Consider the following 25,109-nt stretch of genomic DNA (forward strand, 5'->3'; position numbering starts at 1 on the left):
GATGAACACCGTCCAGCCCGTGATCCTCTCCGGTGGTTCCGGCACCCGTCTGTGGCCGCTCTCGCGCGAAGCGTATCCCAAGCAGTTCCTGCCCTTGGCCGGTGAGCTGACGATGCTGCAGGCGACCTGGCGGCGCGTGGCGCCCATTGCCAGCCGTGGCCCGCTGGTCATTGCCAATGAGGAACATCGCTTCGTTGCGGCCGAACAACTGCAGCAGGTCGGCGCCGAGCCCGCGGCGATCATTCTTGAGCCGGTCGGCCGCAACACCGCCCCGGCCATTGCCGTTGCCGCGCTTGAGGCGACCCGCGATGGCAACGATGCACTGCTGCTGGTACTGCCCTCCGACCACGTGATCACCGACGAAGCCGCGTTCCGCGCTGCGGTGCAGGCTGCTGCCGGCGCCGCTGAAGCCGGCAAGCTGGTCACCTTCGGTATCGTGCCGACCGGCCCGGAAACCGGCTACGGCTACATCAAAGCCGCCGACGGCCAAGGCGTGCGCGCGGTTGAGCGTTTCGTCGAAAAGCCCGATCTGGACACCGCCACCGGCTACGTGGCCAGCGGCCAGTACTACTGGAACAGCGGCATGTTCCTGTTCAAGGCCTCGCGTTACCTGCAGGAGCTGGAACGCCTGCAGCCGGCCATGTTGTCGGCCTGCCGCGACGCATGGCAGAGCGCACGCCGCGATGCCGATTTCACCCGGTTGGACAAGGACGCATTCACTGCCGTGCCGTCCGATTCGATCGATTACGCCGTGATGGAAAAGACCGCCGATGCAGTGGTGGTGCCGTTGGATGCCGGCTGGAACGATGTCGGCTCCTGGACCGCACTGCGCGATGTATCGCAGCAGGACGGCGACGGCAATGCGCACCAGGGTGATGTGATCGCCATCGACTGCCGCAACACCTATGCCTACGGCCAACGCCTGGTGGCGATGGTCGGGCTGGATGATGTGATCGTGGTCGAGACCGACGACGCGGTGCTGGTCGGCAAGGCCGACCGCATGCAGGAGGTCAAGACGGTGGTGGCGAAGCTGAAGGCTGACGGCCGCAGCGAAGCGACCTGGCACCGCAAGGTCTACCGCCCGTGGGGAGCCTACGATTCAATCGACAACGGCGAGCGTTTCCAGGTCAAGCGGATCACGGTCAAGCCCGGCGGTACGCTGAGCCTGCAGATGCACCACCACCGTGCCGAGCACTGGATCGTGGTCAGCGGCACCGCCGAAGTCACCCGTGGCGACGAGGTGATCCTGCTGAGCGAAAACCAGAGCACCTACATCCCGCTGGGGGTGACCCATCGCCTGCGCAACCCCGGCAAGCTGCCGCTGGAACTGATCGAGGTGCAGTCCGGCAGTTACCTCGGCGAGGATGACATCGTGCGGTTCGAGGATACCTACGGGCGGAGTTGACCCGGAACCCGCTGCATTCTGGGTAGCGCCGGCCCATGGCCGGCGAGCGCAGCGGCAATGTGCATCCGCCGGGCATGGCCCGGCGCTACCGTCAGCGGGCCAGTTCAGCCATGACCCGCTTCAGGCCGTCCTGCCACGTTGGCAGCGCGATGCCAAAGTCCTGCTGCAGCTTGCGGTTGTCGAGCACCGACCATGCGGGACGCTTGGCCGGGGTCGGGTATTCGGAACTGGGGATAGCTTCAACCGACGGCACCTTGGCCAGCACGCCCGTCGTCAGTGCTTCGGCGAAAATCGCTTCGGCAAAACCATGCCAGCTGGTCTGGCCCGACGCCGTCAGATGCCACGTTCCCGACAGCGCGCCCGGATGCTGCAGCGCCTGCACGGTGACATCCGCGATCATTGCCGCCGGCGTCGGCGTGCCGATCTGGTCGGCCACCACACGCAGCTGATCGCGCTCAGCGCCCACCCGCAGCATCGTGCGCAGGAAATTTGCGCCGTGCGAGGCATACACCCATGCCGTGCGGAAGATCAGATGACGGCCGCCGGCAGCGCGCACGGCGTCTTCGCCATCACGCTTGCTGGTGCCATAGACCCCCAGCGGCGCGGTCGGTTCATTCTCGCGGTACGGAGCCGTGCCCTGGCCATCGAACACATAGTCGGTGGAGTAATGCACGAACGGTACGCCATGCGCCGCACACCAGCGCGCGATCACGCCCGGCGCCTGCGCGTTGGCCGCAAAGGCGGCGTCGACCTCCTGTTCGGCACGGTCGACGGCGGTGTAGGCGGCCGCATTGACCACGATCGACGGTTGCAGCCGGTCAAGCAGCGCCGGCAGGCTGTCAGGCTGGCCGAAATCGGCGGTTTCGCAGGCGCTGCCATCGGGCAGGACGCCGCTGCGGGTGGTCGCAACCACCTTGCCCAGCGGTGCCAGCGCGCGCAGCAGCTCCTGGCCGACCTGACCGTTGCCGCCGAATACCAGAACGGTCATGGCACGTAGACCGGCAGGCGGTCTTCAGCAATGTCCTTCAGGAAGGGAGCGTTCTCGTCCTTGGCCGACAGCGTCGGTGCACTGACCGGCCAGTCCACGCCGATATCGGCGTCATTCCAGCGCACGCCGGCATCGAAGTCCTTGAGGTAGACCTCGGTGCACAGGTAACTGAACACCGCGCGTTCGGACAGCACCGCGAAACCATGCGCGAAACCTTCCGGAATCCAGAACTGCTTCTTGTTTTCCGCGCTCAGCACCACCGCTTCCCACTGACCGAAGGTCGGCGAACCGCGGCGGATGTCCACAGCCACGTCGTAGACCTCGCCTTCCAGCACGCTGACCAGCTTGCCCTGCGGGCGCGGCCACTGGTAATGCAGGCCGCGCAGCACGCCCTGCGCCGAGGTGGAAACATTGCTCTGCACGAAGCGATCCGGCAGGCCGAGCGCTGCGAAGCGCTCGGCATTCCAGGTTTCGAAGAAATAACCACGGGCATCGCCGAACACGGCCGGCTCGATCACTACGCAGCCGGGCAACTTGGTTTCAATCACTTTCACGGAACGACTCCACGCAGGGCGAGCTTGTGCAGGTACTGGCCGTAGCCATTCTTGATCAGCGGTGCAGCCAGCGCTTCCAACTGCTCGGCGCTGATCCAGCCTTGGCCGAAGGCGATTTCCTCGGGGCAGCAGACCTGCAGGCCCTGGCGGGTCTGGATCGTCTCGATGAAGTTGGACGCTTCCAGCAGCGACTGGTGGGTACCCGTATCCAGCCACGCGTAGCCGCGGCCGAGCGCCTCCAGATGCAGGTTGCCTTCACGCAGGTAGCGCTGGTTCAGATCAGTGATCTCCAGCTCGCCGCGCGGCGACGGCTTCAGCTCGGCCGCATGATGGCTGGCATTGCCGTCGTAGAAATACAGGCCGGTCACGGCATAGTTGGAACGCGGGTTCTCCGGCTTCTCCACCAGGTCGACCACCTTTCCAGACTTGTCGAACTCGGCAACGCCGTAACGCTCCGGATCATTGACCCAGTAGCCGAACACCGTCGCGCCGTGGTCGCGCTGATCGGCATTGCGCAGCACCTCGCGCAGGCCATGGCCGTGGAAGATGTTGTCACCCAGCACCAGGCAGCTCGGCTTGCCGGCCACGAAATCGCGGCCGATCAGGTACGCCTGGGCCAGGCCATCAGGGCTCGGCTGCACGGCGTACTGGATGTCCATGCCCCACTGCGAGCCATCGCCCAGCAACTGCTGGAACAAGGCCTGTTCGTGCGGGGTATTGATGATCAGCACTTCACGGATGCCCGCCAGCATCAGCACGCTGAGCGGGTAATAGATCATCGGCTTGTCATACACCGGCAGCAGCTGCTTGCTGACGCCCTTGGTGATCGGATACAGCCGGGTGCCGGAACCGCCGGCGAGGATGATGCCCTTGCGTTGGGTCATGTCGTGTCCTTGGTTCAGGCCGCGGTGCCGATGCGCTGCAGGCGGTAGCTGCCGTCGAGCACGCCGTTCACCCATTCCTGGTTGTCCAGGTACCAGTCGACGGTGAAGCCGATGCCCTGTTCAAAGGTGTAGGCCGGCTCCCAGCCCAGATCGTTCTTCAGCTTGGAGGCATCGATCGCGTAACGGCGGTCATGGCCCGGGCGGTCGGCAACGTAGGTGATCTGGCTGCTGCGCGGCTGGCCGTCCGCACGCGGGCGGCGCTGGTCCAGCAGCGCGCAGATCGCCTGCACCACTTCGATGTTCTGCTTTTCGGAGTTGCCGCCGACGTTGTAGGTCTCGCCCACCTGGCCCTTGGCCAGCACGGTACGGATCGCTTCGCAGTGGTCGGACACGAACAGCCAATCACGCACCTGCTTGCCATCGCCGTACACCGGCAGCGGCTCACCGGCCAGCGCCTTGGCGATCACCAGCGGGATCAGCTTCTCCGGGAAGTGGTACGGACCATAGTTGTTCGAGCAGTTGGTGGTCAGCACCGGCAGCCCGTAGGTATGGTGGAACGCACGCACCAGATGGTCCGAGGCGGCCTTGGACGCCGAGTACGGCGAGTTCGGGGCATACGGGGTGGTTTCGCTGAACTTGCCGGTCTCCCCCAGGGTGCCGTACACCTCGTCGGTGGAGACATGCAGGAAGCGGAACGCCGCGCCCTGCTCGGGCGGCAACGCCTTCCAGTAGTCCCGCACTGCCTCAAGCAGGCCGAGGGTGCCGACGACATTGGTCTGGATGAAGGCGCCAGGGCCGTCGATCGAACGGTCGACGTGGCTTTCGGCGGCGAAGTTCAGCACCGCATCGGGCTGGTGCTCGGCCAGCAGGCGGGAAACCAGCGCACTGTCGCCGATGTCGCCCTGCACGAACACGTGGTTGGGATTGCCGTCCAGGCTGGACAGGGTCTTCAGGTTGCCGGCGTAGGTCAGCACATCGAGGTTGATGACCTTGACGCCGCGTGCGACGGCCTCGAGAACGAAGTTACCGCCAATGAATCCGGCGCCGCCGGTGACAAGCCATGTGGGCACTACCTGTTCTCCTGATGATGATTCGCGGGACAGGGCCCTCGTGGCCCCGACAATGCAACTTGAAAGGATACAACGCAGTTCCTGTAGCGGGCGATCACACAGGTGAACTGGCGCCCACTGGATTGCTGCATCGCACCAGGAAACAAGTAGACCATACGCATTCGCATGGTTGCCCCAAGCCAGCTAGAATCGGGGTCCCACCCCCGAACCGGTTGCTGTTGCAGGACCGGACGTTCTCCAGCAAATGCGAGCCGGCCAGCGACCGGCACTACAAGGATCTCGTACCAGATGAAAATCCTCGTCGCGTACAAGCGCGTGGTGGACTACAACGTCCGCATTCAGGTCAAGCCGGACGGCTCCGGCGTGGTCACCGATGGCGTCAAGCTGTCTCCCAATCCCTTCGATGAAATCGCCCTGGAAGAGGCCCTGCGCCTCCGCGACAAGGGCATCGCCAGCGAAGTCGTGGTGGCCACCATCGCCCCGGCCGACGCCCAGGCGCACCTGCGCAACGGTCTGGCCATGGGCGCCAATCGCGCCATTCATGTGGTCACCGATCAGGCCATCCAGCCGCTGACCGCCGCCCGCACCCTGCTCAAGCTGGTCGAGAAGGAACAGCCGGACCTGGTGATCCTGGGCAAGCAGGCCATCGACGATGACGCCAACCAGACCGGCCAGATGCTGGCCACGCTCTGGGGCCGTCCGCAGGCGACCTTCGCCAGCAAGCTTGAGATTGCCGATGGCAAGGCCATGGTGACCCGCGAGGTCGACGCCGGCCTGGAAACGCTGGAAGTGGACCTGCCGGCCGTGGTCACCACCGACCTGCGCTTGAACGAGCCGCGCTTCATCAAGCTGCCGGACATCATGAAGGCCAAGGCCAAGCCGCTGGAAACCCTGCAGCTGGCCGACCTCGGCGTTGAAGCTGCCGACACCTTCAAGACCACCCAGTACGCCGCGCCGTCCAAGCGCAGCAAGGGTGTGATGGTCAAGGACGCGGCCGAACTGGTTGCCGCACTCAAGCAGAAGGGGTTGCTGTAATGAGCAGGATTCTCGTCATCGCCGAGCACCACGACGGCAAGCTCAACGCCGCTACCGCCAAGACCGTCAGCGCGGCCGCCGCCATTTCCGGCGCCAGCATTGACGTGCTGGTGCTGGCCGCCGACCCGACCGCCGTTGCGGCTGAAGCGGCCAGGATCGCCGGCGTCGCCAAGGTCCTGACCGTGGCCAATGCCGCCAACGCGCAGGCGCTGGCCCAAGTACTGGCCCCGCAGATCGCGCAGCTGGCCAAGGGCTACACCCACGTGTTCGGCCCGTCGACCACCTTCGGCAAGGACCTGATGCCGTGCGTGGCCGCCCTGCTCGGCGTCAACCAGGTCTCCGACCTGATGGCCGTCGAAGGCAGCCACACCTTCAAGCGCCCGATCTACGCCGGCAACGCCATCATCACTGTCGAAGTCCCGGCCGACCAGATCGTGGTCGCTACCGTGCGTGCCGCGTCGTGGCCGGAAGCCGCCCAGGGCGGCAGTGCCTCGGTTGAAGCCGCCAGCGTCGATGCCACCCTGCCCGTCCACACCCGCTTCGTCGGCCTGGCCGCCGGCGCCAGCGACCGCCCGGACCTGCAGAGCGCCAAGCGCGTGGTCTCCGGTGGCCGTGGTGTTGGTTCGGAAGAGAACTTCAAGGTCATCTTCCAGCTGGCCGACAAGCTCGGCGCCGCCGTGGGTGCCTCGCGCGCCGCCGTGGATGCCGGCTATGTGCCCAGCGACCTGCAGGTCGGCCAGACCGGCAAGATCATCTCGCCGGAGCTGTATGTGGCCGTCGGCATCAGCGGCGCCATCCAGCACCTGACGGGCATCAAGGATGCTGGCACGATCGTGGCGATCAACAAGGATGCGGATTCGCCGATCTTTGAAATTGCCGATATCGGCCTGGTCGGGGATCTGTTTGCGATCCTGCCGGAGCTGGAAAAGGCGCTCTGAGTCTCAAAGGCTGAAGGCCAGGGTATCACTCGATACCCTGGCCCCCGCCTGGAAACCCCATGAAACAACGACTTCTCCGTTTCCTGATTTCCGGCGGCTCGGCCGCTGCAGTCGAATATGCCGTGTTCATTGCCCTGCAGATGGCGCTCAGCGACAAATGGCTTTTCGCCAATCAGTCGCTGAGTTTCGGCTGCGGGTTCGTGGTGAGTTTCCTGCTGAATCGCCACTGGGTGTTCCAAAGCCACGGCCACATGGGAAGCGAGCTTTTCAAGTACGGCATCGTTGCGACAATAAATCTCGCCGCTGGCAATCTGGCAATCTTCCTGCTGGTTGGCCCCGCAGATATCCATCCGCTGATCGCGAAGTTCCTGGTAATGGGAATGATCGCGGCGTGGAATTATCTTATTTTCTCGCGACTGGTTTTCAGGAAGCCGGCCACGTAGCGCGCGCTCGGCCTGCGGGAGTTGCAACGAAAAGTGCAGACTGCATGCGCATGCAAAAGCCCGTAACGAGAACACTGCGTTCCAACGTCGAAGGCCAGCATCTGGAGATGCTGGCCTTTTTCCTTGCAGGGATACGAAAAAGCGTCCTCAGTGAAGTGTTTCCGCCACGATCAGCAAAGTAACAAATGTTCGACGCCGGAATGTATCCCTGAGTATCGAAAGAAGTCACAAGGCAACCAGCCCTCATACGTTCACCAATGTGCAAACGGCGTGACGAACGCCGTATGATTGGAGCTGGCATGGAAGCCCATTGCTGCAGATCAGCCTCCAATGCTGTTTTCCACATTCTAGAGAGGCAACAAGGAAGGATTCCTTGGAGATTCTTCCGTTTGGCTGATGAGCATCAATATCCTGAATATCTCGCGACGATTCCCCGCATGGGGAACCTGCGTCGCAGCGTTGCTGACCGGCGTCCTGCTGTTGCGGATGAGCCGCTATTACGCTCCCGCGGATCTCCTGTACCTGTCCACCAGCTTCCTGTTGGAGTTGGTATTGATCGACCTGGTGACCCACCTCGCCCTCGGCCTGCGCAATCGCGGAATGCGGATTACCGCCCTGCTGCTGCCAGCGACTGCCGGCTTCATCTACGTTGCCCAGCTGTATTCAATCTGGCTTTCGGGAGGGCTGATTCCACCCATCGCCTTTGCCAACCAAGAAGTGGTTGGCCTTATTGCGTTCAACGGTGTCTACGCAATGTTGGCTGCCTACCTTTTTGCCTTCATTGCCTTTGCGTTCTTCCATCGTGCTGACCAGCCACGCTTCAATCTGCGCACCTCCCTGGTCTGCCTGGGCGTGGCTGCGACTGCCTATACCGGCATGATCCACGACCAGCCGCTGGCCCGCGGTATCATCGTTGCGCGTGGCGAAGCTCCGGTGGCCTCGCTGGCCCGGGCGTACACGGCGTACATCGGCATGAGTCGTCGAGTGCAGCTCAGCGCAGCGGAACTGGTCGATGCACGTGCTGAATTCTCGCGGCGGACGACCTATCAGACCGGGTTCCCACCAGAAATAGTCAACGCGCTTGGGCCACGACCGAATGTCATAGTGGTTTTCACCGAGGGCATGTCCGCGCGCTGGATGGAAACCTATGGCAGCATCCATCCGGGACTGACCCCCAACCTTGATCGACTGGCAGGGGGCTCGTTGGTACTCACCAATTATTACAATCACACTGCAGCAACATTCCGTGGCCTGCGGGGCCAGCTCACTTCCGGCCATCAGGAAATTGATGGCTACAACAAGGAAGGCACCGGGATCGGGCAACGCGATGTATCAGGGGACATCACTGCGGTATCGCGAATAAGCATGCCGGAGATTCTGCGTGCACACGGCTATCGCAGCATTTTTTTCCTGTCTCAGCAGGAGTACATCAACAAAATGATCGAGACCCTAGGGTTCGACCGCACGCTGGGGCGGGACTACCTTTATGAGTCCCATGTGCGTGGCGATGCCACATCCGTCATGCCCAAGTACCTGAGTGACCAGGAACTATTCAACAGCATGCTTTCCGAATTGGAAGCACAACCCCGGGACAAGCCATTTTTCGCCGCAGCATACAACTTCCAGACCCATGCCTTCCTGGACGGCGAACAAAAATATGGTGACGGTGGCAATATCGTCCTCAATCGTTTCCATACGTATGATCGCGACATAGGTCATTTCATCAACCGCTTCATGGCCAGCCAACTGCACGAGAACACCATTCTCGTGGTCACAGCCGACCACTCGACGTTCCCTGAACCAGTGACCGTCGATGCGGATAGCCGAATCAACGGATACTTTGTTGACACCATCCCGCTGTTGATCTACTGGAAAGGCATCGAGCACCGGGTAATTGATGTGGCCGGCAAGAACTCCCTGGACCTTGCTCCCTCACTCCTGAGCCTGCTGGGCGCCAGGAAGAGCCACAATCTGTTCCTGGGTTGCACGTTCTTCGAGCAATGCCAACTGGACCGTATTTCCAACATCGGCGGCGAGTACATCCTGACCGATGCGCACGGATCCTACCGAGAATCAGATGTCCCGGTAGAGAAGCAGGCGCATTACGACCGGGCAAAGCAGACCATCGAACGCTACAAATCGATGGACCTGGTAATCGACACCCAGGAGCACTGAACGAACAGCGTCTTGGCAGATCTCCCCTTGGCAGGTGGGGCAGGCAGCTGACCTGCGCCTGCCCGAAGTTCACCATTGGGGAAGGCGGGGCAGAGGCGGCCGCCAGGCCTGGCCAGTGAAGCGTGGCGGCGGTCGCGGGGGGCAGGCGAAAACTTGTTAAAAAATACCGTTAGAATGCCCGGCCAGGCCGTTTAAGCCGTCTACCGGAGCCCCGCCAACTTGCGTCCGCTCCCTGACCAGCATCCGGTGTCAACCATTGCGCTGCGCTCCCGGTGGCATGGCTTCGCTTTTCTGCTGATCTTGAGTTCGGCCTACGTGGCATTGATGCTCTACGTGGACCGTGATACCCGCGTGCTCTCACGCCTCGCCGAACTACCGGGGACATTGGCGTTGTGTGCCTTGCTGGTACTCGGCAGCTTCGTCGTGCGCTACCAACGCTGGTATTGCGTCCTCCGCGTCCAGGGGCATGAGCTGCTCTGGCGTGAAGGTCTGCGCGCCTACTTGGCCGGGTTCGCCTTCACGGCCTCACCAGGCAAAGCCGGCGAACTACTCCGCATCCGCTACTTCGGGGACCTGAACGTCCCAGCACATGCAGTGCTGTCGACCTTCATCGTGGAACGGAGTCTGGACCTGCTGATCATCACCGTACTCGGGATTGGGACGACCGCGTTGATTCCCGGATTTGGCGCACTGGTCATGCTGGTAGCGTGCTGTTTAGGGGTACTCTACCTTGCCAGTCGCTGGCCATGGTTGCTGGAACAACTGGCCGCGGCCGGAGGTCGCCTTCCGTTCGCGTGGAGCCGTCGCCTGGCGTCCTTTATCATTGCCGGTATCGGAGGTGTCGGCCCGCTGCTGAGCCCGCGCGTTTCTCTGCCCTGGCTCGCACTGGGCACCTTCGCATGGCTTCTCGTGGCACTCGCATTCGCAGTTCTCTGCTCTGCGCTCGGTATGCATCTGAGCTGGCCGCAGGCACTTGGCATCTATCCAATGGCAATGCTGGCCGGTGCGGCATCCTTCGTCCCCGGCGGTGTAGGCACGACCGAAGCCGCCATCGTGCTGATGCTGAGTGCGGCGGGCGCCAACATGGACGTTGCTATCGCCGCCGCAATCGGTATACGGCTTGCAAGCCTATGGCTGGCAATCGCGGTGGGCATGCTGGCCATGACCAGCATGGAAATCTGCCCGGCTCGGCAGTACTCCAGACAGGCCAGCGCCATCGCCACCGTATCCACCGAACGCGCATCCGATTCTTGATAGAAGTCCCCATGTACCGATTGTTTCCTGGAGCCCCCGACCTTGGCCACTGACGTTCGTGCCCTCTGCGTGGACCTTGATGGCACGCTTCTGCGCAGTGACATCCTTTACGAATCGCTGCTGACCCTGCTGGCGCACAATCCGCTGTACCTGTTCCTGGTGCCGTTCTGGCTGCTCCGTGGCAAAGCCTACGTGAAGCGCCAGTTGGCCTCGCGCGTGCAGCTGCCCGCCGAAACGCTGCCCTACGACGAGCGGGTGCTGGAGATCCTGCGCACCACTACGCAACGTCCGCGCGTGCTGTGCACGGCGTCGGACCGCCTGCTGGTGCAGCCGATTGCAGACCACCTGGGCCTGTTCGAAGAAGTGATGGCCAGCGATGGCCACACCAACCTGTCGGGCAACAACAAGGGCGCGGCGCTGGCCGAGCGTTTCGGTGAGCGCGGCTTCGATTACATGGGCAACGGCCGCGTCGACCTGAAAGTCTGGGCCCACGCCGGCGGCGCGATCGTGGTGAACAACGGCACGGCGCTGGCCCGGGATGCCGCCCGCCAGACCGAAGTTCTGGCCCACCTGCCCCCGCAGAACGGCGGTCTGCTGACCTGGGTCAAGGCCCTGCGCGTCTACCAGTGGCTGAAGAACCTGCTGGTGCTGGTGCCGCTGCTGACAGCTCACCGGTTCTTCGACATCGGATCCGTCATTGATGCCGGCGTGGCCTTCCTGGCATTCGGCCTGTGCGCGTCGGGCGTCTACCTGCTCAACGACCTGCTGGACCTGACCCCGGACCGCATGCATCCGCGCAAGCGCAGGCGGCCGTTCGCGGCCGGCACACTGCCGCTGCTGCATGGCCTGCTGGTGGCACCACTGATCACCCTGGCCGGTTTCGCACTGGCACTGCTCTGCAGCCCGGCCTTTGCCGGCGTCCTGCTGTGCTACTACGTAATGACCCTGAGCTACTCGCTCAAGCTCAAGCGCATCGTGATGATCGATGTGGTGATGCTCGCTGCGCTTTATACCGTGCGCATCATCGGCGGCGCGGTTGCGATCAACTCCGAACTGTCGTTCTGGCTGCTGGCGTTCTCAATGTTTGTGTTCCTCAGCCTGGCCATGCTCAAGCGCTATACCGAACTGGCCTCGGCACTGGCAAACGGCAAGGAAATGGCGATCGGTCGCGGCTACTCCGTCGCCGACCTGCCGCTGGTGCAGTCGCTGGGCGCAGCCGCCGGCTACATCGGTGTACTGGTCTTCGCGCTGTACATCAACAGCCCGGAGAGCCTGGAGCTCTACAGGAGCCCCAAACTGCTCTGGCTGCTGTGCCCCATCCTGCTGTACTGGATCAGCCGCATGTGGATCGTGTCCCACCGCGGCGACATGCATGACGACCCGATCGTGTTCGCGGCCATGGACCGCAGCAGCCAGATCGTCATCGGCCTGTGTGTGCTCATCGTACTGCTGGCGATATGAGTCGGGCGATCGGCCAATCCTGGGGGCGCTACCCGCGCGTGGAGCAACGGATCATCCCGGTGCTCGACCGCAATGGCGCCCTGCCGCTGCCCTCAGACGGGGGTACGGTATTGGCGCATGGCAATGGCCGCAGCTACGGTGACAGCTGCCTGAACCCCGGCGCCACGCTGCTGACCAGCCGTAACCTGGACCGGTTCATCGATTTCGATCCCGCCACCGGCGTCGTACGCTGCGAGGCGGGCGTCACCTTGGCCGACATCCTGGATATCGCCCTGCCCCGTGGCTGGTTCCTGCCGGTCACCCCCGGTACGCGCTACGCCACGGTTGGCGGCGCCATCGGCAATGACGTGCATGGCAAGAATCATCACCGTGCAGGTACGTTCTGCCATCACGTGCGCTGCATCGAACTGCTGCGTAGCGATGGTTCGCGCCAGCAACTCACGCCTGCCGACAGCAGCGGCCTGTTCGCGGCCACCGCTGGCGGGCTGGGCCTGACCGGATTCATCACCTGGGTCGAATTGCAGCTTCGCCGTGTGCCTGGCCCGTGGATCGAAACCGAGTCGATCCGCTTCGACAATCTCGATGAATTCTTCGAATTGTCGCGCGACTCGGCCGAAGGATTCGAGTACACGGTGGCCTGGATCGACTGCCTGGCCAAGGGCGCCAACCTCGGCCGCGGCCACTTCCTCCGGGGCGACCATGCACCCGGCGATGCACAGGCCGCCACGCCCAGTTCGGCACCGCGACGCAGCATGCCACTGGTACCGCCAGTGTCGCTGGTCAACCGGTTGACCCTGCGTCCTTTCAATACGCTGTACTACTGGCGGCAGCCGGCGCGCCACGCCCGCCAAATATCGCACTACCAGAGCTATTTCTATCCGCTGGATGGCATCAACCACTGGAACCGGATGTATGGCCCGCGCGGTTTCCTGCAGCACCAATGCGTGCTGCCTCCGGCAACCGCCCGCGATGCCACGGCAGCACTGCTGGCGGAAATCGCCCGCAGCGGACGTGGCTCGTTTCTGGCAGTGCTGAAGGAATTTGGCGACCGTCCCTCACCGGGCCTGATGTCGTTCCCGCGTCCGGGCACGACCCTGGCGCTTGACTTCCCCAATGACGGGCCGGACCTGCTGAAAATGCTCGATCGACTTGATCGCATCGTCAGTGACGCCGGCGGCGCAGTGTATCCCGCCAAGGATGCGCGGATGTCCGGCGCCCTGTTCCGCCAGGCCTACCCGGCCTGGGAAGCATTCTCCCGCTTCATCGACCCTCGATTCTCATCCGGCTTCTGGCGCCGGGTGATGGAGTAATCATGCAGAAGATCCTGATCATCGGCGCCACCTCTGCCATTGCCGAGTCGGTAGCGCGTCTATACGCCGCACGCGGTGCCGCGCTCTACCTGGTGGGCCGCAGTGCCGCCAAGCTGGATGCCATCGCTGCCGACCTGCGCGTGCGCGGTGCCCCGCACGTGCACAACGGCGTGCTGGACGTGAACGATGTGGCTGCCCATGGTGCCCTGCTGGACAATGCCTGGGCTGCGCTGGGCGGTGTGGACACCGTCCTGATCGCCCACGGCACCCTGCCTGACCAGGCTGCCTGCGATGCCTCGGTCGACCTGTCCCTGCGGGAATTCGCGACCAATGGCACCTCCACCATCGCCCTGTCCGCGGCGCTTGCGCAGCGCTTGCAGTCCGGTGCCAGCCTGGCGGTCATCTCCTCGGTGGCCGGTGACCGTGGCCGTGCCAGCAACTACCTGTACGGGAGCGCAAAGGCCGCCGTCACCGCCTACCTGAGCGGTCTCGGCCAACGCCTGCGCCCGGCCGGCATCAACGTTCTGGTCATCAAGCCCGGTTTCGTCGACACCCCGATGACCGCCGCATTCAAGAAGGGCGCCCTGTGGGCGACGCCGGACAGGGTAGCTGCCGGTATCCTCACGGCCATCGACAAGCGTAAAGCCGTGGCCTACCTGCCTGGCTTCTGGTGGGCGATCATGATGATCATCAAGAACATTCCCGAATTTGTGTTCCGCCGAATCTCCCTCTGACCCGAACCAGAACCTGGATGCTCCACATGCCGGATATCGATCGCGACCTCGACGTACTGTATCAACACCGTTTTCCCAAGGAAGAGCTCGCAAACAAGAACCGGATCTGGCAGGTCCTGTGCAGCCAGTACTTCAGCCGGTTCGTGAATCCATCCGACACCGTGGTCGATATCGGTGCGGGCTACTGCGAGTTCATCAACAACATTCCGGCAGCCGGAAAGATTGCGGTGGATCTGAATCCAGACGTCCGCCAATTCGCCTCTGACGGTGTCCGCATCATCAACGAAAGCTGCACTGCGGTAGCGTCCATCCCCGACGCCAGCGTCGATGCGGTGTTCATGAGTAATTTCCTGGAACACCTGCCAAGCAAGGACCTGGTGCTGCAGACGTTGCGGGAGAGCGCGCGCATGCTCAAGCCCGGTGGCCGAGCGATCATCCTGCAGCCGAATATCCGCTTCTTGTACGACGAATACTGGGACTACTTCGACCATCACACCGCCCTGAGTGATCGCAGCCTTGTGGAAGGTGTGCTGATGGCAGGCCTGGAGCCAAGGGTCGTTATCCCGAAGTTCCTGCCCTACACCACCAAAAGCCGTCTGCCACAGGCGCCTTGGCTGGTGTCGCTGTACCTGAAGATCCCGCTGGCGTGGCACATCCTGGGCAAGCAGGCGCTGGTTGTGGCGTACAAGCCGCGCTGACCCCATTCCCTTAGCAGTCGAGTTGGTCCATGGCACAGAAGAACGACAAGATCGTCATTACCGGCGCAGCCGGCCTGGTGGGGCAGAACCTCATCGTGGAAATGAAGCAGCAGGGCTACACCCGGCTGGTGGCGATCGACAAGCATGCGCACAACTTGGAGATCCTTCGCCAGCTGCACCCGGAGGTCGAGACAGTGCTGGCTGATCTGGCCGAGCCCGGCGACTGGGCCGAACGCTTTGCCGGTGCGCGACTGGTTGTACAACTGCACGCGCAGATCACCGGCAAGACCACCGACCTGTTCGTGCGCAACAACATCACCGCTACTGGACAAGTGCTGAAGGCAACCCAGGATGCCGCCGTGCCGTACATGGTTCACATCAGTTCCTCGGTAGTGAACTCGGTGGCCAAGGATGACTACACCAACACCAAGCGCGAGCAGGAAGAAATGGTCGTGGCCAGCGGCCAGCGCCACTGCGTGCTGCGGCCGACGCTGATGTTCGGCTGGTTCGATCCCAAGCACCTGGGCTGGTTGTCGCGCTTCATGGCGCGCACGCCGGTATTCCCGATTCCCGGCGACGGCAGATTCATGCGTCAGCCGCTGTACGAACGCGATTTCTGCCGCTGCATTGCCAAGTGCATCGAGACCGAGCCCGACGGCGAAGTCTTCGACATCGTTGGCGATACCCGCGTGGACTACGTGGACATCATCCGTACCATCAAGCGGGTGAAGAACCTGCGCACCTGGATCGTGCACATTCCGATCGGCTTCTTTGCCTTCCTGCTGAAGGTCTACAGCCTGTTCAGCAGCAAGCCGCCGTTCACCGCAGACCAGCTCAAAGCGCTCAGCGCCGGTGATGACTTCAAGGGCATTGATACCGAGGCGGTGTTCGGGGTGAGGCAGACTCCTTTCGAGGATGCGATCCGCGAGAGCTACACCGACCCGCGCTACAGCCATATCGTGCTGCAGCGCTGACCCAGAAGATCACACGGGAATCCATTCAAATGAGCACTTTCGCCATCATCGGCAGTGGCCCGATGGGCCTCATGGCAGCCCTGGAGCTGCTGAAGCAGGGCCACCAGGTCGACGTGTACGAGCGCGACGATCGCATCGGTGGCATGTCGGCAGACTTCGATTTCGACGGCCTGCGCATCGAGCGTTACTACCACTTCATCTGCAAGACCGACTATCCGCTCTTCAAGCTGCTCGATGAGATGCAGCTGTCCGACCGCCTGCACTGGACGGACACGAAGATGGGCTATTACTACCAGGGCAAGCTGCACAAGTGGGGCACGCCGTTCGCCCTGCTGGGCTTCCCGCACCTCGGCATCATCGACAAGGTGCGCTATGCCCTGCATGTAATGCACACCAAGGGCATCCAGGACTGGACAGCACTGGACAAGGAAAACGCACGCGACTGGATCACCCGCTGGATCGGCCCGAAGGCCTACAAGGTGATGTGGGAAAAAGCGTTCGCATTGAAGTTCTTCGAATATCAGGATCGCCTGTCCGCGTCATGGATCGGCACCCGCATCAAGCGTGTGGCGCTGTCCCGACGCAACCTGCTGAACGAGAGCATGGGCTATCTGGAAGGCGGCTCCGCCGTGCTACTGGAGAAGATGGCCGCCGACGTCCAGCGTCGTGGCGGCCGCATCCTGCTCTCACAGCCGATCGATGAAGTGACCTCTGCAGACGGCAAGGTGACCGGCATCCGCACTCCGGTCGGACACCACACCTATGATGCGGTGGTGTCCACCGCCCCCATCCAGTACGTACCGAAGCTGGTTCCTGGCCTGCCGAAGGCATTCGCCGATAAGGTTGGTGCCATCGACAACATCCCGGTGGCCTGCGTCATCCTGAAGCTCTCGCGGCCAGTCAGCGAGAACTTCTGGATGAATATCAGCGACGACCGCATCGAGATTCCAGGGCTGATCGAGTACAGCAACCTCAACCCAGGCAAGGGTCCGGGCGAACACATCGTGTACGCGCCTTATTACATGCCCAAATCGCACCCCAAGTGGCAGTGGAGCAACCAGCAACTGATCGACGAAGTCATCAGTTACCTGCCGATGATCAATCCAGCATTCAAGCAGGAATGGATCAAGGCCACGCATTGCCATCGCTATGAGTACGCACAGACGATCTGCCCGCCCGGCTTCCAGGACATGCTGCCGCCAATGAAGACACCGCTGCAGGGCTTCTTCATGGCCGATACGGCGTATTACTACCCGGAAGATCGCTCGATCAATGAGAGTATTGCGGTCGGCTCGGCATTGGCCGCCGCCGCGGGCAACACACGGCTTCGCCAAGCAACGAGCGGCAAGTAGCGGGCCGCCCCCGGCCGGCCATCCGCACGTTGGACCCACAGTTCTTCGATGATCTAGGGGCGAAGGAGATGCCAAACCAATTCCGCCGCCTCCCGGATCTGCTCTCCCTTTGCGGATACTTCCATGACCTCGCTTTCATTGACCACACCGGGACGCCGTGAAGGCACACTCGGGGAGCGGCTGGGAACCTTCCTGGTCGTTCTCTTCGTGATGGCCTACAAGAGCAACGACGCGCTGAGTCTTCCGCAGTTCTGGGCGGAAGATGCCACGGTTTTCTTCACCGATCAGTACGGGCAGGGATTGCCGCAGATATTCGCTCCCTACGCCGGCTATCTGCTGGCGATTCCGCGCCTGGTTGCTTGGATCGCCGCTTGGCTACCAGTTGCCAAGGCACCACTGATCTACAACGCTGCGGCCATCCTTTTTTCGACGATGGCCATAACTTACACCTGCCGGCGCCTACGCGGACATATACCAGCCTGGATCGTCGCGTTGTCGATGCTGGCGGTGCCGACCAATGGCGAGATCTTCGGCACGATCACCAATGTCCAGTGGTTCCTGCAGTTTGCGATGGCCGCCTGCTGCCTGCTGCCTGCTGAGGCTTCGACATCGCGCATCACCCCTTGGATGCGCGCGGTTCTGATCATGCTCATCGCCCTTACAGGGCCTTTCTCCACCCTGCTGCTTGCGGTCATGTGTGCGATCGCGGCCGCAGCCTGGTTGGCGAAACGTACGCGCATCGATCCCTTCAATGGCGCCCTGTCTGGTTTCATGGCCAACCGCGACTGGCCGACCGTGGCCGCGATGACGATCGGCGGCATCGTACAGGCCGTGGTTATCCTGTCCTATCCCGAAGCCCAGCGTCTGGCTGGAATGGGACCGGCCTGGGTGCTCGATACAACGTTCACCAAACTGGTGCCGCCTCACATCTTCGGCGTCGACTTCCTTACCGGCACAGCTTGGCTCCTGCTTTACGGCATGCTGATCGGTACGCTGTTGCTGGCACGCCGTATCGACGGCCATGCACGTCTGACGGTACTTGGTTTCATCGCATTTGCCATCGTCGAGACGTTTGTGCCGATGCTCAGGATGACCACTCCATCAGACCTTGTTCCACTCAATGGGGATCGCTATTTCTATTTGGTGAAGGTGGTCTGGTGGTGGGCCGTATGGCTCGCGTTGAGTGGCCAGACGCGACGCGGCCGCGCCAATGCTACCGCCATGACCACCGCATTGATCAGCCTGTTCGCCCTGACCAATGCGCAGTACCTCCGCCGGCCCCCATTCAAGGATTTCGATTGGAAGGGTCAGTCGGCACAACTCAAGCAACCGGGCCCGCATACCATTCCCGTCAATCCCTACGATTGGAAGATCGAGGTGGAAACCGCAGTGCCAGACGAGAAAAAATGACAGTTGCTCCACCTACCCGCGGCACTCCCCGCGGCAACCACCCAATGGCAGAAGCAGCATGAAAGTACGCCCCCCCTCTACCCAGTTCATGCGCTTCCTGATGGCCAGCGGCGTTGCCGCCCTGGTCAATGTTGGCTCTCGCATCATACTCAGCCACTGGATGCCCTATGTTCCGGCAATACTTTTGGCGTTCTGCCTTGGCCTGATCACTGCATTCTCACTCAACAAAGTGTTTGTATTCAGCGAGTCCAGCAATCGGCTGCACCATCAATTCCTATGGTTCCTGCTGATCAACCTTGCAGCGGTCGCGCAGACGGTGCTGGCCAGCCTGATCACCGCTCGCTGGCTGCTCCCCGCGCTGAGAATTGATTTCCACAATGAAACCATCGCCCATGCGATCGGCGTGATGATTCCGGCCATCACCAGCTATATCGGCCACAAGAAGTTTTCCTTCCGGCGCTGAGCGGCGTATCCGCTCAGCGGCAGCCTTCAGGTGCCCGCCATCAGTTGCTGGGGGGCGCGGCCAGCGTATCGGTGCGGTGAATGGTCAATAGTGGCGGGTGACAGATCAACCACTGGCGGCCATCGCTCTGCAGCACACGGAAATGCACTTCCGAGGGCAGCTTGCGTACATCTACATAGGCCTCATATCCGGCATACGCGAGTGCGGGCTTCTTGAAATGGGCAGACACATCCAGGCGCGGCACATTCCTCGCAGGCAGGATGAGCGTGCGGCCGTCAGGCATCGCGGCAAGCAAGGAAACGCCCTGATTGGCGACACCCTTTTCAGCGTTCACTGCTGCCCAGCCACGCACCTTGAACAAACGGCCGGGCAGCGCCATTGATTCGACGGTGACGCTTTGTCCGCTGACTTCCTCGATATTGCAGTTGCCACCCGTAACGTAGGCATCGGAAGGCAGCCCTTCCTCCCATGTGCCGGTCAGGGCACGGTCTGCATCGGCCGTCATGGGAATCTCCAGGGGCGCCAACGTGGCGCGATAAGAGCCCTTCCACATGAAACGCGTACCACTCTCACCACGTACGCTCATCGCAACAACCTTACGTTCGCCCAAGAGGTCATCGCGATAATGCGAGCCCAACGCGACGAATCCGGTAGCGTCGGTCACCGTCGGTGAGAGCATGAAGCCGGTCGAAGCCATACCCGCAATCATTCGGAACGTTGCGACTTCACCCGTGTCATAGCGCACCGACAGCACCAACTGCGGAGATTTATACAACGCGCCGTGCAGCTTCCCAAGCAAGGTAGGCTGAATGTCCAGCGTCGCCCACACCGGCCCTTGTGATCCTGGAACTGCAATTTCCTGGCCAAGGCGGACTTCAATCTCCTTCGCAGGCTGAGGCTGCAGAGGCGCCGCCGATCCAGCGCGACGTTCCAGCACCGCGTACCCGGAATCGACCCGCTGCGGCCTGAAGCTGCCAAGTAGTTCAAGCCAACTTGCGCCGTCTTCAAGAGCGGGATATCGATGATCGATGGTGTCTGCGTTGAAATATATCCGCGCCGGTGGATTGTTGCGCAGATGCTCGGCATTGGTCCGGATCAGTGACGGCGCGTAAGCGGTGTAGCTCTGCAGGACGGGGCGCGGCTTCCATTTCAGACCCTCCGCAACCAGTACCTGCGTGAGGTCATAAGAGTACAGGTCCACCTCTCCCCTCTCCGACGAGAAGGGAGACTCTGCGCGCAACTCTGCGACACGCCTCTGGAAGCTGTCTTCCAGCGCTTGGCCGTCGGAAAGGCGCTGCCAGAGGCCCTTTGCAGGCGACTTGACCGCTTCGCCCAGATTAGCCACGGCTGTCGCAGGGTTGTGAGTTTCGTAGGAGAAAACGATAAGTGCAGAACCCAGCACTCCGACCGCGAGCGCAGCGATGCCTCGGCCGTGCTCACTGCCCGGCGCAATGCAAAGCAGCAACCCAAGCAATAGCAACCCTGTCGATGCGATCATCGCATGCGCCTGGTCGCCCCTGACGAAGCCGGCTTTGAACGTTACAAACAGATAGAGGCCAAATAGAATCGGCGCATACCATCGACGCCGCACATTGCCGAAAGCGGAAATGCCAACCAACACAACGGCCGTTGCAAGGAAGAGGAAAAGGCTCGTCAACTTCGGATCACCGGAGGCCGACATGCCATTTGTGTATCCGGAAACGATCGCAGCCTGGGCAATGAAATAACCCGGCAGATCCCACAGCGCTTGCCCAGCGATCAGCCATGCTGCAACCATGGCCAGTACTTCGGTGATGACAATGACGATCGCCAGTCGTGGCGACGTCCGCCAGCACATCAACACAGCGACCAAGCTTGAGCCCGCCGCCAGAAGGCTGAAGCTGCCCTTCACCAACGGCAGTATCGCAATTGCCGCAGCCAGTACGCACAGAATACCGATTTGCTGACGCCCCGCTTCGATGCCGCGCACAACCGCCAAAGGCAGCAGGAGAGGCAGCAGCATCAGGGTTGCGTCCCGCCATCCGCTCCCATAGGGCAGCCAGATCAGGCCAACAACGAGCGGGAAAAGCAACAGCAGAATGCGCCGTCTTGGCAGGGCGACCGCGAACAGACCCGCTGACATCGCAACTGCAATCAGCAGCGAACCACCGATCATCAGGCCATCGGTGCCGGGGTGATAGACATTGGTATATACCGAGGCCCAGGGACCGAAGGTGAAGATGATGTCCTTGCCGAAGCGCAGGTGCTCAGCCGTCGCGACATTCATCGCGAAGGACCAGGAGCCATCCAGGCCCGCGCTCGGCATCGGTGAGGCGAATGGTGTCAACAGCAGCACCATCAGCATGCCGACGATGATCGAGGCGCCCCAGCCCCACTTTGTCAGGGTGGAAGCCCGCGCCGACGTGCTGTTGTTGTCCATTTTACTTCCAGAAAATACAGAAACGGTGTGGATATGGGATTGGCTATGTCACATGCGAACGAACTACGATGCAGCATGCCAGCAGCCACCCGCACGATTCTTGGAGAATCGAGGAGTGGGATAGTAGCAGGCGCCCTCTCGGCATAACCAGCGCAGAGCTAGGTTCTGCCCTGCTCACCGCCCCATCGATGGGGGACTCAGCGGCGCAGCCCCATCAGCGACCGATGAACCGGCGTCACGGGTTGATTGGCGATGTCGTAACTGAGGAATGCAAGCAGGAACTGCAGGCCGCTGACAATGGCGATGGCAGGCAGCACGACCGTACCCACGGGCGCAGACACGCCGGCACCGGCAGCGGCGATCCAATGCCAGCCACCGTAGAGTGTGCCGCCAGCAAGAAGCGCGAGCGCAGCAACCAGCTCAAGCGAAGCGATGGTCAGATCGCGCAGATAATAGCGATAGGCGATTCGCTTGCAGAAATTCCTGGCGTGCTTGAGCGCGAATTCACCAAGCACCTGGCTGACCTTCAGATTGCTCACTTCGTCGCCGTAACGCGCATCCATGGGCACGTCCTGGACCACTGCCTGCATGGCGTTGAGCCTGAAAAGTAGATCGGTCTCGAAAAAGTAACGCGTACTGATCGCTTCCATCGGCAAGCGTTGGGCGACTGCGGCATGGATGGCGGTATAGCCATTGGTTGGATCGAACAGCCGCCAATATCCGCTGGATGCCTTGGCCAGGAACGAGAGCCCCAAGTTTCCGAAGCGACGGAGCAGCGGCATCTGGCTGATCTGGGATAGGTCCCAGAAACGGTTCCCCTTCGTGTAGTCGGCTTCACCATTGAGGATCGGCGCAACGAACGACGGAAGCAGCGTAGGGTCCATCTGGCCGTCGCCATCGATCTTGACGATGACGGCCATGCCGTCAGCGGCAGCCTGGCGGTAGCCGGTCATGGTCGCGCCGCCTACGCCTTGATTGACTTGGTTGTAAAGCACGCGAACGCGGGGATCGATGTTGTTCTGCTCGATGAAGCGGCCGGACTGCTCCGGACAGGCATCATCGACACAGTAGATCGCATCCACCTCGGGACCGATGCCAGCGATTACGCCCAGGATATGCCGGGTGACCTTGTAGCTGGGAATGACCACGGCAATTGCCTGCGTTCCCCGTTTCAGCGCGCTGTCGGACTGTCCGAGCATATCCCTCTCCTCTTCGTTGTTACCCATCTCTGCCTCAAGGATCCAGACGGTAGAACACCAGGCCGTCTGGACCGGTAGCTACTGGCTTGCCAGCTGCGCCCAACTGCCGGTAACCGGTCAGGCAGTACTGTCCATCCAGCGCCCGCTCGTCACCCTGCCCTTCCCAGCGATGCACCAGCAGGTGCGTTACGCCGGCTCGACGAAGGATCTCACGGGTCTGCTGCACCTGCGAGCGGCAGAACATCGAGCGCAGATCCTTGGCGAAGAACCCATACCCGGAGCCCAGCCTGACATTGAACAAATAGTCGCGGTGTGCAAACGGCAGGTAGGGCGTCACGTACATGGACGGCAGAACCCAGTCCTCGCGTCCGTTGAGAACAATGGCATAGGCTGGGGCGAGCACTACGGCGTCGTCGGGCAGCGCGCGCTCGGCAGCCTGGAAGGCGCGTACGTCGGACTCATTGATCGGGAAGGTCCAACCCTGATCTGCAGGTGTCACCCCCTTGATATCAATGCTGATGAAGCTGGCCACCACCGCCAGTGCCGCCACCGCCATCGCACACCGGCTCACCAGATCCGTTGTCCTGCCCTGCAGCACACGGGGCATACGCCATTGAAGCCCGGCATCAACCGCCATCACCAGTATCGCCAGCATCAGGATCCACTGCAGAAACACCGCGTACATGGTCAGCAGACCGATGTAGCGTTGGGTATAAGTGCTGAGCAGGCTCGCTTCGAGCGTGTCGTGTCCAAGCGTCAGGGTAGTGATATTGGAGACTCGCAGGGCGACAGCCACCGCCACCGCCAGCGCAAACTGGGCGATGACCAGCAGTCCGAAGGCCCGACGGCTTCGGATCGAAGCAGGAGCGATGGTCATCATCGCCATGCCCACCAGGAAGGTGAACACGGCGAGTGGGCGGGTCAGCGGGAGGAGCGTGTGGGCTACCACCTGTTGTGAATCGGGTAGGTACTGTCCTCCCATCGAAGGCTGCGGCCCATACCAAAGCTCCCAGGGCAGCACCTGGACCAGGCGCTCGACGACCTCGGCCGACGACCGCCCCAACTCGACAGGCGCCACCAGCAGTCGAAGCCCCAGCGTCTGTTCGACGAACCGACGCACCACTGGCGAGGCCTCGGCCAGCAACTGCAGGTAGTAGGGATCGGTCACCAGCAGCAGTACTCCTGGTACTCCGCCAGCCAGCAGGCCAAGCAACGGCAGGCCAAGTTTTCCGCGCAATCCATCGACCCGGAACCACAAGGGAAGCATCAACAACGCCCATGCCGGCACCGCGAAACTGACAAAAGCAATGGCGAGCGAAGGATTCAACTTTGCCGCCATCGCCCCTGCCAGCGGTAGACTGAGCCAAGCCAGCACCCAGGGCCTACCACTCTTCGCTGGTTCCAACCAGCAAAGCATCGCGCAAAGCACTGGGAACAACAGCGTGGAGATGGCGGCCAGGCGACCGGTGCTGTTGAGGTCATCCACCGGATACAGGAAGCTGGTGCCGCGCAGGATGCAGTACCCCAGAACGACCACCACCATGACAGCCCAGGCGCGGGACATCGGCACTGACACCTGCCGCTGACGCATCCAGAGCAGGACGACTTCGGCAATGGCGAAGATTGCCAACGTGGCCTGCAGCACCGGCTGGATCTTCAGGAAGGGCCCGATATGCAGGCCAAACCCCGGCCAGGCCCATAAGGCGGCCAGGACATGCAGCATCTTCGGATACTTTTCCAGCCACAGCGTGTGTCCGGCCGACAGCTTCGGATAACCAGCGGTGAACTGGTCCAGTGCAAAGGCGATGTGCTGGTGAGTATCCAGGCCCAATGCACCCGCACGCAGGGAATAATGGGTGCCCGCCTTCAGCAACACCATCGTGGCAAGCAGCGCGATCAGCAGCCACGCGCCATCGACGTGGGAGGCCGCATGCTTCCAGGTGGACAGCTGCCCGCGACGCCACCACAACGTACCTGCCATCAGCCCCATGATGACCAGCGGGAGGCCATGGGACAGGCCCAGCCCACGCGACCACAACAAGGTCAATGGCGAGAGCAACAACCACATCACGACCAATGCCACCTGACCCAGCAGGATCCGGGTGAACAGGGCCGGAGACGCAATCAATACCTCAAGCCTGAGCAGACGGGCACTCATCCCGCCCAGCCAGCCCATGCCCGCCATGGAAATTCCCAGCAGCACCAGGAATCTTGCCTGATCAAAGCTGTGGATAAAGGGCGAGGCCAGCAGCAACACCGCCAACGCGGTAAGCACAGGGGCACGCATCAACCGGCCGTTCCCGGGCCAGGCAAAACGATTCTTCAGCATTACAGGTCCATTGC

General features: G+C 62.1%; 21 protein-coding genes. 14 read left to right on the forward strand and 7 right to left on the reverse strand.

From position 1 onward, the window contains the following. Position 1: 1 nt before the first annotated feature. Complete coding sequence (locus ABIA73_RS10160) at positions 2–1,405, forward strand: mannose-1-phosphate guanylyltransferase/mannose-6-phosphate isomerase (protein WP_025878481.1); 1,404 nt, start codon at positions 2–4, stop codon at positions 1,403–1,405. A gap of 91 nt (positions 1,406–1,496) precedes the next feature. Here ABIA73_RS10160 and rfbD read toward each other — a convergent pair whose 3' ends face one another. Genes rfbD through rfbB form a run of 4 tightly spaced genes read right to left on the reverse strand, consistent with a single transcriptional unit; the run spans position 1,497 to position 4,901 of the window. Further along, a complete protein-coding gene (gene rfbD, locus ABIA73_RS10165; RefSeq protein WP_354275732.1) occupies positions 1,497–2,393 on the reverse strand; it encodes a dTDP-4-dehydrorhamnose reductase in 897 nt (298 codons plus the stop codon). Beyond that, positions 2,390–2,947: a dTDP-4-dehydrorhamnose 3,5-epimerase gene (rfbC, locus tag ABIA73_RS10170; protein ID WP_025878479.1), complete on the reverse strand. Its 558-nt coding sequence runs from the start codon at positions 2,945–2,947 to the stop codon at positions 2,390–2,392. Before rfbC ends, rfbD begins: the two co-directional genes overlap by 4 nt. After that, the gene (gene rfbA / locus ABIA73_RS10175; protein ID WP_025878478.1) at positions 2,944–3,831 is read right to left on the reverse strand and encodes a glucose-1-phosphate thymidylyltransferase RfbA; all 888 of its coding nucleotides are present in this window, start codon (positions 3,829–3,831) and stop codon (positions 2,944–2,946) included. The genes rfbC and rfbA overlap by 4 nt, the downstream gene beginning before the upstream one ends. 14 nt (positions 3,832–3,845) lie before the next feature. Beyond that, positions 3,846–4,901 carry a dTDP-glucose 4,6-dehydratase gene (rfbB, locus tag ABIA73_RS10180; protein WP_059065941.1) on the reverse strand — a complete coding sequence of 352 codons (1,056 nt, stop codon included), beginning with the start codon at positions 4,899–4,901 and terminating at the stop codon, positions 3,846–3,848. Between the two features lie 288 nt (positions 4,902–5,189). Between rfbB and ABIA73_RS10185 the strand changes: the two genes are divergently transcribed. The 13 genes from ABIA73_RS10185 to ABIA73_RS10245 all read left to right on the forward strand — a co-directional run bounded on the left by ABIA73_RS10185 (position 5,190) and on the right by ABIA73_RS10245 (position 19,148). Further along, positions 5,190–5,936, forward strand: a complete 747-nt coding sequence (locus ABIA73_RS10185) for an electron transfer flavoprotein subunit beta/FixA family protein (RefSeq protein ID WP_025878476.1) — start codon at positions 5,190–5,192, stop codon at positions 5,934–5,936. Then, positions 5,936–6,874, forward strand: a complete 939-nt coding sequence (locus ABIA73_RS10190) for an electron transfer flavoprotein subunit alpha/FixB family protein (RefSeq protein ID WP_080150063.1) — start codon at positions 5,936–5,938, stop codon at positions 6,872–6,874. Before ABIA73_RS10185 ends, ABIA73_RS10190 begins: the two co-directional genes overlap by 1 nt. A 59-nt stretch (positions 6,875–6,933) precedes the next feature. Further along, the gene (locus ABIA73_RS10195; protein WP_025878474.1) at positions 6,934–7,317 is read left to right on the forward strand and encodes a GtrA family protein; all 384 of its coding nucleotides are present in this window, start codon (positions 6,934–6,936) and stop codon (positions 7,315–7,317) included. 396 nt (positions 7,318–7,713) lie between these two features. Further along, entirely contained in the window at positions 7,714–9,492 is a 1,779-nt protein-coding gene (locus ABIA73_RS10200) for an LTA synthase family protein (RefSeq protein WP_025878473.1), read from the forward strand. A 219-nt stretch (positions 9,493–9,711) separates the two neighbouring features. Continuing rightward, on the forward strand, positions 9,712–10,746 hold the full coding sequence (locus ABIA73_RS10205) for a lysylphosphatidylglycerol synthase transmembrane domain-containing protein (protein ID WP_025878472.1): 1,035 nt from the start codon (positions 9,712–9,714) through the stop codon (positions 10,744–10,746). 69 nt (positions 10,747–10,815) lie between these two features. After that, positions 10,816–12,207, forward strand: a complete 1,392-nt coding sequence (locus tag ABIA73_RS10210) for a UbiA family prenyltransferase (protein ID WP_354275734.1) — start codon at positions 10,816–10,818, stop codon at positions 12,205–12,207. Beyond that, positions 12,204–13,517, forward strand: coding sequence for an FAD-binding oxidoreductase (locus ABIA73_RS10215; RefSeq protein ID WP_218788619.1), 1,314 nt, complete (start codon positions 12,204–12,206; stop codon positions 13,515–13,517). Before ABIA73_RS10210 ends, ABIA73_RS10215 begins: the two co-directional genes overlap by 4 nt. Positions 13,518–13,519: 2 nt before the next feature. Further along, positions 13,520–14,251: an SDR family oxidoreductase gene (locus ABIA73_RS10220; RefSeq protein WP_025878469.1), complete on the forward strand. Its 732-nt coding sequence runs from the start codon at positions 13,520–13,522 to the stop codon at positions 14,249–14,251. A 26-nt stretch (positions 14,252–14,277) separates the two neighbouring features. Then, positions 14,278–14,949, forward strand: a complete 672-nt coding sequence (locus ABIA73_RS10225) for a class I SAM-dependent methyltransferase (protein ID WP_025878468.1) — start codon at positions 14,278–14,280, stop codon at positions 14,947–14,949. Positions 14,950–14,978: 29 nt separating this feature from the next. Next, positions 14,979–15,923: an NAD-dependent epimerase/dehydratase family protein gene (locus ABIA73_RS10230; RefSeq protein WP_088101619.1), complete on the forward strand. Its 945-nt coding sequence runs from the start codon at positions 14,979–14,981 to the stop codon at positions 15,921–15,923. A 29-nt stretch (positions 15,924–15,952) separates the two neighbouring features. After that, positions 15,953–17,275, forward strand: a complete 1,323-nt coding sequence (locus ABIA73_RS10235; protein WP_025878466.1) for an NAD(P)/FAD-dependent oxidoreductase — start codon at positions 15,953–15,955, stop codon at positions 17,273–17,275. Between the two features lie 123 nt (positions 17,276–17,398). Further along, entirely contained in the window at positions 17,399–18,685 is a 1,287-nt protein-coding gene (locus tag ABIA73_RS10240; protein WP_154879286.1) for a hypothetical protein, read from the forward strand. 58 nt (positions 18,686–18,743) lie between these two features. After that, positions 18,744–19,148 carry a GtrA family protein gene (locus ABIA73_RS10245; RefSeq protein ID WP_025878464.1) on the forward strand — a complete coding sequence of 135 codons (405 nt, stop codon included), beginning with the start codon at positions 18,744–18,746 and terminating at the stop codon, positions 19,146–19,148. Between the two features lie 40 nt (positions 19,149–19,188). Here the strand turns inward: ABIA73_RS10245 and ABIA73_RS10250 are convergent, their stop codons facing one another. The 3 genes from ABIA73_RS10250 to ABIA73_RS10260 form a co-directional block, all read right to left on the reverse strand. After that, the gene (locus ABIA73_RS10250) at positions 19,189–21,567 is read right to left on the reverse strand and encodes a hypothetical protein (RefSeq protein WP_218788617.1); all 2,379 of its coding nucleotides are present in this window, start codon (positions 21,565–21,567) and stop codon (positions 19,189–19,191) included. A 197-nt stretch (positions 21,568–21,764) separates the two neighbouring features. Next, on the reverse strand, positions 21,765–22,766 hold the full coding sequence (locus ABIA73_RS10255) for a glycosyltransferase family 2 protein (protein WP_154881307.1): 1,002 nt from the start codon (positions 22,764–22,766) through the stop codon (positions 21,765–21,767). A 34-nt stretch (positions 22,767–22,800) separates the two neighbouring features. Continuing rightward, a complete protein-coding gene (locus ABIA73_RS10260; protein ID WP_154879284.1) occupies positions 22,801–25,095 on the reverse strand; it encodes a hypothetical protein in 2,295 nt (764 codons plus the stop codon). Positions 25,096–25,109: the final 14 nt, after the last annotated feature.

Source organism: Stenotrophomonas sp. 2694 (assembly GCF_040548715.1).
In the GTDB taxonomy this organism is placed as follows: Bacteria; Pseudomonadota; Gammaproteobacteria; order Xanthomonadales; family Xanthomonadaceae; genus Stenotrophomonas; species Stenotrophomonas indicatrix.